The 6,634-nt window shown below is 70.0% G+C and carries 5 protein-coding genes and 2 pseudogenes; 3 read left to right on the plus strand and 4 right to left on the minus strand.

All coding sequences use genetic code 11. The features are described from left to right. From G6016_RS00770 to G6016_RS00780, 3 genes and pseudogenes are all read left to right on the plus strand, one after another. Nucleotides 1–355, plus strand: a pseudogene (locus G6016_RS00770) (hypothetical protein); the annotation flags it as partial. Nucleotides 356–419: 64 nt separating this feature from the next. After that, a complete protein-coding gene (locus G6016_RS00775; protein ID WP_182630810.1) occupies nt 420–1,013 on the plus strand; it encodes a copper chaperone PCu(A)C in 594 nt (197 codons plus the stop codon). Further along, nucleotides 1,006–2,259 (plus strand): Dyp-type peroxidase, encoded by a 1,254-nt coding sequence (locus G6016_RS00780; protein ID WP_182630811.1) that lies wholly within the window; start codon nt 1,006–1,008, stop codon nt 2,257–2,259. The genes G6016_RS00775 and G6016_RS00780 overlap by 8 nt, the downstream gene beginning before the upstream one ends. A 380-nt stretch (nt 2,260–2,639) precedes the next feature. Here G6016_RS00780 and G6016_RS00785 read toward each other — a convergent pair whose 3' ends face one another. The 4 genes and pseudogenes from G6016_RS00785 to G6016_RS00800 all read right to left on the minus strand — a co-directional run. Further along, on the minus strand, nt 2,640–3,686 hold the full coding sequence (locus G6016_RS00785) for an SGNH/GDSL hydrolase family protein (protein ID WP_182630812.1): 1,047 nt from the start codon (nt 3,684–3,686) through the stop codon (nt 2,640–2,642). An 88-nt stretch (nt 3,687–3,774) separates the two neighbouring features. After that, nucleotides 3,775–4,851: an SGNH/GDSL hydrolase family protein gene (locus G6016_RS00790; protein ID WP_182630813.1), complete on the minus strand. Its 1,077-nt coding sequence runs from the start codon at nt 4,849–4,851 to the stop codon at nt 3,775–3,777. A 131-nt stretch (nt 4,852–4,982) separates the two neighbouring features. After that, on the minus strand, nt 4,983–6,032 hold the full coding sequence (locus G6016_RS00795; protein ID WP_182630814.1) for a beta-ketoacyl-ACP synthase III: 1,050 nt from the start codon (nt 6,030–6,032) through the stop codon (nt 4,983–4,985). A 100-nt stretch (nt 6,033–6,132) separates the two neighbouring features. Further along, nucleotides 6,133–6,634, minus strand: a pseudogene (locus G6016_RS00800) (SRPBCC family protein); the annotation flags it as partial.

Genomic DNA, 6,634 nt, shown 5'->3' on the forward strand with positions numbered 1-6,634 from the left:
CGGGCTGGGCGAAGGCGGCGCGGCCGGAGTGATCGGCCACCACGTCACCGACCCGGCCGCGCTCCGCTCCGCCATGGACGGCGCGGGTGCAGGCGGCGCCGGCGGCGGTCACATGGAGTCACTGCTCACCCCGCAGATGCTGGGCGCCCACCTGATCGCGGTGGTCCTCACGCTCACCCTGGTGGGGATCCTGACCGGGACCCTGGCGTGGGTCGCGGCCCGGGTGGTGCCCCTGTTGGCGAGGGTGCACCTCGTCGTCGTCGGACCCCTGCTGTCCTCCTACCATGCCCACGCACCGCGCGCCCGGTACCTCCTGACCGGCGGTGAAACCCGAGCGCCGCCCGCCGCAGTGTGATCCGACCCCACACGCCCGCCCCTAGACGGACGGGCGAACACCTCCCTGTCTCAGAAGGACACATATGCGTACCAACCGCACCACCCGTACCGCCCTCGCCGCGGCCGCCGCCCTCGCACTCGGACTGGGCCTGGCCGCCTGCACCGAGGACACCGGCACCACCTCGAACGCCGAAGAGCCCGCTGCCACCAGCCAGCCGAACGACGGCGGCGAGTCCGAGGCGGCCGTCGTGGTGTTCCAGAACGGCTGGGCCAAGGCCACCGACACCGACATGTCCGGCGCGTTCGGCACACTGCGCAACACCGGCGACGTCCAGGTGCACATCACCGGCGTCACCTCACCCGTCAGCGACCGCGTCGAGATGCACGAGATGGTCCCCGGCGGCAGCGGCATGATGATGCAGGAGAAGGAGGGCGGCTTCGTCGTGCCCGCCGGCGGCGAACTGTTCCTCGAGCCCGGCAAGGACCACTTCATGCTCATGGACCTCACCGAGCCCATCACCACAGGCCAGGTGATCGAGCTGGTCCTCGAGTTCGACGACGGCTCCGAGCAGGACGTCACCCTCACCGCCCGCGACTTCAAGGGCGGCGAAGAGGAATACGTCGGCGGCGACCACGGCAGCCACGGCGGCGAGGAGGGTGCCGAGCACGATGGCTGACCAGACCTCCCGCGGTCTGTCCAGGCGGTCGGTGCTCACCGGCGGCGTCGCGGCGGTCGTGGGTGGCGGCGCCGCGGGCGCCCTCGCCGGCTACGCCGGACGAGGAGTACTCGACGACGACAAGACCGTCGACTGGAAAACCGTCGCCGACTCCCGGGTCGTCGGATCGGCCACCGAACCATTCCACGGAGACCGGCAGTCGGGCGTCACCACGGCACCGCAATCGCACGCCGCCTTCGTGGCATTCGACATCGTTCCCGGAGCGACCCGCACCGAGGTCCAGGGCGTCCTGCGCGCCTGGTCCCAGGACGCCGCCCGGCTCACCCAGGGCCACGGCGGCCTGGCCGACCTCGAACCCGAACTGGCCGAGGATCCGGCGAGGCTCACCGTGACCATCGGACTCGGGCCCGGCTTCTTCGATGCCGTGGGGATGCCGGACCGCAAGCCCGACTGGCTCGAGCAGCTGCCGGCGTTCCCGCAGATCGACCAGCTCGAAGACCGCTGGTCCGAGGGGGATCTGCTGCTGCAGATCTGCGCCGACGACCCGCTGATCGTCTCGCACGCCGCCCGCATCCTGGCCTCCGGGGTGCGGGGGGTGGCGCAACAGAAGTGGTCCCAGCGCGGTTTCCGCAAGGCCGTCGGCACCGACCCCAGCGGGCGGACGCAACGCAACCTGTTCGGGCAGATCGACGGCACCGTCAACCCGACCGAGGACGAGGTCGACTTCGACCAGATCCTCTACTCCGACGGCGCCGATCAGCGGTGGATGCGCGGCGGCTCAGCACTCGTGTTGCGCCGCATCCGCATGACGATGGACACATGGGAGGAGATCGACCGCACCTCCCGCGAACTGTCCGTCGGCCGCACCCTCGACACCGGGGCGCCGCTCACCGGGACCGCCGAGCACGACCCGGCGGATTTCGAGGCCGTCGACGAGGTGGGGCTGCCGGTGATCCCGCCCGAATCGCACATCGCGCGGGCCCGCCAGCGTGATCGGGGTGAGGCCATGTTGCGGCGGCCGTACAACTACGACGACCCGCCGGAGGCAGGCGAGATCAGCAACACCGGGCTGCTGTTCACCGCCTACATGGCCGACCCGGTGCGCACCTACATCCCGGTGCAGCAGCGGCTCGCCGAGCAGGACGCCCTCAACACATGGACGATCCCCATCGGGTCGGCGGTATTCGCGATCCCGCCCGGGGCGCCCGAGGGCGGCTACGTGGGGCAGCAACTCTTCGAGGGCTGACGCCGCCGCCCGTCGGCCTCCGCCCGGCTGGCGCGGGGCCGCGGCGGGTTACGCGTCCTGTTCGTACGCATTGCCTGGGGGTGCGTGCCCGGATCGGTCCATTCCGAGCGCGTACCCCATGCGGCACGTGTCAGGCCCGCCCTCCCGGCGCCTGGTTATGCATCCCTTTGCGGGTGCGCATCCATTCGGGCGGACTGTCGCGGAGGTGTGCATCCGATCTGGCGCCAATCGGGTGCGCAACCCCCAGCCGCTGCGTCTGAGATGAAGCGCAAGCCACAGAGGTTGTGGCCGGACCCAACTCGGGCCCGGCCACAACTTCTGTGGCGCGGTTTGCGGCTTGATTTAGCTGGTCGTGCTCCGGTCGGCTGCTCGCGGGCCGCTCACAGTTCCGCTGCGATCGCCGCGGCCATGGCCTCCTGCCCGAGAGCGGTCGGATGCATCGGCGCTGTGTTGTCGCCTACGCCGAGGAACGAGGTCCAACGCTGGTCGGGCTTGGCACAGGCACTGCGGTCGACGGTGTCCGTCGGCAGCACGGAAACGTGCCCGTTTCGGCGGGCGGCGGTGTTGACGGCGGCGTTGATGTCCTCGGTGATCTCGCGCGCCCAGGTCACATCGGCGGGATTGAATCGCTCGACGATTGCGCACGTCGTGCCCGCGGCCGGCATCAGCGGCATGTACTGGGTTGCGACGATGGTCGCGTCCGGCGACAGCTCCGCGATCGTGTTGTAGACCTCGTCGATCGGACCGTCTTCGGCGTACGTCGTGGCGATGCTGTTGTTGACGTCTGCTCCGACCTCCGACTCGCACGTGGCAGTTCCTGGCAGATCCTTGAACGGACCCTGCCGCGTGATGCACGCGACGATGGCTGCGAAGCCAACGTCATTGCCGCCGATCGACAGGGTCACCAGGTCGGTGTCCTCGGACAGTGCGTCGAACTGGGGCGGAGCGGTCTGCTGGTTCGGTGCCGTGCCAAGCGTTTGTGTTCCGGCCAGATTCGGGATCTGGGCTCCGCCGCAGGTCACGTCCGTCAGCTCACCCACCGCCGGGTTCGCGTCGAGGCTATGCGCATAGTTGGCCAGACTGCGTGCGCAAAGCTCCGGCTCTCCCGTCTGTGCGCGATTGTCACCCAGTGCCGCGTACGAATCACCGAGCGCCACGTACTCGGCGTAGGCGGGCGACGCGAGCGAGCCGAACGGCCCGAGCGAGCCGGTCGTGCTGCCGGGCGCGACCGTGCTGGAGCCGAGCGAGCCGACCGCGATCGTCCCATCCGCCTGCGCGGTGGAATCGGCGGAGGCGAGCGGCGCCGCGGCCATGGCGAGTGCGGCGCCCACCGCGAGAGTGCCGGTCAGGTGGCCAGCGCGACCGCGGGAGTAGGAGGGGTGTGAGGAGGGAGGGGAGAAACTACGACGACGACGAGACGTAAACATCTTCATAGTCTGCGCCCGCCACCGGGCCGGTACAGGCTATTAACCCCGAACTCGTGACTCGAGTGACAGCTGTGGCCCGATGAGGCAATCACCTACCCAGCGCGGTCAACACCCGGTCGGCGACGTGCGCGTGACCCAACGATGTGGGGTGGATGGGAGCGGCTCCGGTCTCCACGCCGAGCAGGTCCACGTAGCGGGTGTGGGCGGGCGCGCACATCGAGTGGCCGGGCTCGTCGGGGATCACCACGGTGGCGCCGTTGCGTTCGGCCGCCGCGCGGACCACGTCATTGAGCGAGTTCTGGAATCCGCGCACCTTGTCCCGCTCCTCGCGGCTCGCGGCCATAAGCGGCGCACATGCCGGCGACGACGCGATGATCTCGTCGGTTTCCGGGATCGCCGCGAGGTATCCGGTCGTCACGACCTGGGCATTCGGGGAGCGGCGGGCGATTTCCGCATAGACCTCGTCCATATGCGTGTCGAGTTCATCCAGGGCCGCCGCGGCCTGACGGTCGATCACGTCCGCGCACCCGGTGGAGGAGTCGAAGCCCTCCGAGATCGACGGCATCAGCTGGTCCACTGCCGGCCGGAGGGGCTCGGCGACATTGGTCCGCACCGAGCACGCGAGGATGACCGCTCCGAAGCCCACGTCGTTGCCGCCGATCGACATCGAGACCAGGTCCGTGTCGTCGGTCAGGGCGTCGAACTGCGGGGGCACGCCCTTGTCCGGGGCCCAGAAGTCATCGGTGACGGCGCCGCCGCAGGAGGCGTTGACGAACGTGCCGACGCCCAGTTCGCGCGCAACCACGGTCGGGTAGGCGTCATCGGTCCGGACGCAGCCGACCGGGCCGTCGCTCCACGCGCCCGGGGCGATGCGCCCGACCGCGGCGTACGAGTCGCCGAGTGCCACGTACTTGCCGGGGCCCTCCCCGTCGCCTGAGGTCACGGCAGGGAGGTTGCCGTCCGGGGTCATTCCCGCGCCGATATTCTCGCCCAGCGCCTGCGCCGAGCCGCCGAACTGCTGGGCCGTCGACCCGGCCATCGGTGGCGCCTCCGGGATCGGGGGAGCGGCGGAGGCCGAGGGGGCCACGGCCATCGACAGGGCCAGCGCAGACGCGATCAGTCCGGGCGCCAGTCGGCGAACAGAGCGGGAGGAACGAGTGAGCATGAATACACCAATACACGATCGCGACCTGGACGGGGGAAGCTACCTTGTCCAGTTCCGGCCCGGAGCACAGACCCCGGTTCACCATCGGGAACCGGGGTCTGTGGCGGGCGACCGCCGCGCGGTGTGAGGCGTCAGTCGACGGGCGGCTTGGCCGGCAGACGCACGACCTGGCCCGCGTAGGACAGGCCCGCGCCGAAGCCGATGCACAGTGCGATGTCGCCCGGCTCGGCCTGGCCCTCACGCAGCATCGTCTCCATGGCCAGCGGGATCGAGGCGGCCGAGGTGTTGCCGGTCTGTTCGATGTCGTTCGCGATCGCCACGGTGTCCGGCAGGCCCAGGTGCTTGGCCATGGCCGAGTTGATGCGGCCGTTGGCCTGGTGCGGGATGAACGCCTGGATCTGCTCGGCGGTCACATCGGTGGCCTCCAGGGTCTTGGCACACACCTTGGACACCTGCACCGCGGCCCAGCGGAACACCTTGGAACCGTCCATGACCAGGTAGGGCTGCACCGAGGCGCCGTCGGCGGCCTCGTCCATGAACTCGCGCCAGTTCTTGGTCTGCTTGATGGCGTCGGCCTGCTCGCCGTCCGAACCCCAGACGACCGGGCCCACGTCGTTGCCCTCGTCCGAGGGACCCACCACCACGGCGCCGGCACCGTCGCCGAAGATGAACGCGGTATTGCGGTCCGTCGGATCGATCCCGTCGCTCATCCGCTCGACGCCCACCACCACGACGTAGCGGGCACCGCCGCCACGGATCATGTTGGTCGCCACCGCCAGGCCGTAGCCGAAACCGGCGCAGCCCGCCGTGAGGTCGAACGCGGCGATGCCGTTGCGGCCGATGTTCATGGCGACCTTGGGGGCCGCGTGCGGGGTCATGCTCTCGTAGGTCGACGAGCACACGATCATCGCGTCGACCGACTCGACGTCGATCCCCGCCGACTTCACGGCCCTCTCCGCCGCCGAGCTGGCCATCATGATGACCGTCTCCTCAGGCCCGGCGAAGCGGCGGTTGAGAATGCCCGAACGCTCGTAGATCCACTCGGTGGTCGAGTCGATCTTCTCGCAGATCTCCTCATTGCTCACGACCCGCTCGGGCCGGTAGGCGCCGATGCCCAGTAGTCGGGTGCCGGCTGCGCCCTCGCCGGTCGCGATGGTCACGGTGTCGTTCGATTCCGCCATTCGGGTCTCGCTCCTCATGCGTCTACGGTCCGTATTCGATATACGGCTCGTGCTGAGTGCCACACTACTGCGGCCCTGACAAGGGATCGCTCAGGACCGGCTACATGTTTCCCACGATGTCGCCGAGCCACTGCCGCCAGCGCGTCGTGTCCCAGGTCGACGCCACGTCCACAGCCGCTGCGCCCAAGGGGCTTCCGTCGCCCTCGGGGGCGTCCACGTACTCGAACACCCGCACCGCGAGCGCCGCGCTGCCGGCCGCGACCTCGTGCGTCTCGCCGGCCGGGAACGCGAACAACTCCAGCATCCCGTCGACCGGTCCAGACAGGATCAGCGTCATGGAGGCCTCGGATTCCGCGGCGACGATGCCCCCGACCTCACCGTCCTTGGCCACCGCGCCGACCCGTCCGGAGCCGGAGCCGGACTCGCCACCGCCAGCCCCCGGAGTCGCCGCCGGGGCCACGAGCCTCGAGGCCACCCGCGCCCAGAGTTCCGGCACGGTCACCGCGACGGGGTCGATCGCCGCGGCGACGGTGGACACCCCGTCCGCCGACCGGTGCGTGAGCCGATGCGCGAGCACGGTCAGCGCCTGCGACCACCCGTCG

The organism is Dietzia aerolata, from assembly GCF_014144865.1.
In the GTDB taxonomy this organism is placed as follows: domain Bacteria; phylum Actinomycetota; class Actinomycetes; order Mycobacteriales; family Mycobacteriaceae; genus Dietzia; species Dietzia aerolata.